The sequence below is a fragment of the Candidatus Thioglobus sp. genome (genome assembly GCA_028228555.1).
GTDB lineage: Bacteria > Pseudomonadota > Gammaproteobacteria > PS1 > Pseudothioglobaceae > Thioglobus_A.
The window spans coordinates 1-2,068 of the sequence record JAOJBP010000026.1 but is presented as its reverse complement, the minus strand read 5'-3'; the positions used below and the strand labels follow the sequence as shown (position 1 = coordinate 2,068).

3 protein-coding genes are annotated in these 2,068 nt (G+C 37.3%); all 3 read left to right on the top strand.

The annotated features are described in order from the left end of the window. Positions 1-263, top strand: a 263-nt coding sequence (locus N9Y32_06940) for an alpha-1,2-fucosyltransferase (GenBank protein ID MDB2590743.1), incomplete at its 5' end; no start/stop codon positions are given. A 247-nt stretch (positions 264-510) separates the two neighbouring features. After that, positions 511-1,386, top strand: a complete 876-nt coding sequence (locus N9Y32_06935; protein MDB2590742.1) for an NAD-dependent epimerase/dehydratase family protein — start codon at positions 511-513, stop codon at positions 1,384-1,386. Then, positions 1,383-2,068, top strand: a 686-nt coding sequence (locus N9Y32_06930; protein ID MDB2590741.1) for a nucleotide-diphospho-sugar transferase, incomplete at its 3' end; no start/stop codon positions are given. The genes N9Y32_06935 and N9Y32_06930, both read left to right, overlap by 4 nt.

The window sequence follows — 2,068 nt, the reverse complement described above, 5'->3', positions numbered from 1 at the left end:
ACGCTTCTTTTGTAGAATGTTGCTTTGAAAATATACAAAATAAAATAGTATCAAAAAATAGTATGGCTACAGATTTGGCAATTATGAGCTTATGCGAATACGGAATAGTTTCAAACAGTAGTTTTTCTTGGTGGGGTGCTTACATGATGAAAAATAGAAAAAGGGTTATTTTTCCAAAGTATTGGTATGGATGGAAAAGTCAAGTGGAGTCACATATTGATATTCAACCTGATTGGGCTGAAGTGATTGAAGTGGAATATTAAATGCCAGTAGTTGTGGATGAGTAATCTGGAGCTTGCGCCTTTTCCATCTCAGTGTGTTTAAGGTATTGAAATGATTGTGCATAAATCAGCTTTAAAAGATGAGATTTTTTATAATTCAAAAGTTGTTAGAGATCTGGCTGAGTTTAAACGCCTAGCGAATGTCATTGTTGCCAACCCGTGTAACTGATGAAATTGTTGGTGAAGCTGGAAAAATTTATACCCGTGATTTATTTGGAAAGGATTAAGTATGAGTCAAAATAAAATATTAGTCACAGGTGGTGCTGGTTTTGTGGGTAGTCATCTTTGTGAGCGCCTTGCCAAGGATGTAAATAATAAAGTCTATTCGCTTGATAACTATTTCACAGGTAGCGAAGCCAATCATGTCCCGAATGTCATTTATATAAAAGGAGACACTTCGAATATCGCCTCGCTTGTTAATTTTGTGCCGGATATGGTTTACCATTTGGGTGAGTATTCTCGGGTTGAACAAAGTTTTGACGATATTAAAAAAGTGTGGCGTTATAACAAAGATGGCATATTTGCTGTATTGCAGTTTGTACGCAAAGCAGGCTGTAAAATACTTTATGCTGGCAGTAGTACTAAATTTGGTGATGGCGGACTTGGAAGAAGTGCATCACCTTATGCTTGGACAAAAGCTACCAATACCGAACTCGTGATGAATTACGGAGATTGGTTCAATGTGCCATATGCCATTACTTATTTCTACAATGTTTACGGTGAGAGGGAAATACAAACAGGAAGATACGCCACTTTAATCGCCTTATTTAAGGAAAAAATGAAAAATAAAGAAAGGCTCACTATTGTCAGTCCAGGTACTCAAAAACGCAACTTTACACATATTGATGATATTATCGATGGCTTAGTGTTAGTGGGTGAAAATGGTTATGGTGATGAGTTTGGCATAGGAAGCTCTGAAGCTTTTACAGTATTAGAGGTTGCCGAACTGTTTGGCGGCGAAATTAACATGCTCCCTGAACGTAAAGGTAATCGTATGACAGCTGATGTCATGACCGATAAAACCAAAGCACTTGGTTGGTCTCCAAAGTGTACTCTCGCAGACTATATTGAAATGTTAAGGATAAGTAACTGGGGTAAAGTATGAGTGAAGCTACAGCATTTATCCCCCCACACGCATTAAACACAGCAGTATTGTTTTTAGTGTTTAATCGATTAGACACAACCAGGCAAGTTTTTGAAGCCATCCGCCAAGCAAAACCGCCACGTCTTTATGTCGCTGCCGATGGTGCACGTGCCAATAAAGAAGGTGAGGCAGATACAGTCCAGGCCGTACGCAACTATATAATGCAAAATGTTGATTGGGAATGTGAAGTTAAAACCATGTTTCGGGAACGCAACTTGGGTTGTAAGATGGCTGTAAGTGGAGCGATAGATTGGTTTTTTGAAAATGAAGAGATGGGAATTATTCTTGAGGATGATTGCTTGCCAAGCCAAAGTTTTTTTTGGTATTGTGAAGAGTTATTGGAGAGGTATAAGAATGATATGAGAATATTCCTTATTAGCGGGTACAACAAACAAAATAGCTGGAAAGAAGAAACGAATGATTATTTTTTTTCTAATCTTGGCGGTATTTGGGGTTGGGCAAGTTGGGGACGAGCCTGGAAACACTATGACATAGAAATGAGTGATATTGAAAATTTTATTGAAAGTAATAATTTTGTCAATATTTTTGGTGAAAAGCTTGGAAAAATTAGACAAGATATAATTTACAAAAGTATCATAATTAATAAAATGGATACTTGGGATTATCAATGGGCATATGCTAG

Bases quoted from the DNA above. Each gene is read 5' to 3' on its own strand.
- N9Y32_06935 (MDB2590742.1), top strand. From the start codon at position 511: ATGAGTCAAAATAAAATATTAGTCACAGGTGGTGCTGGTTTTGTGGGT.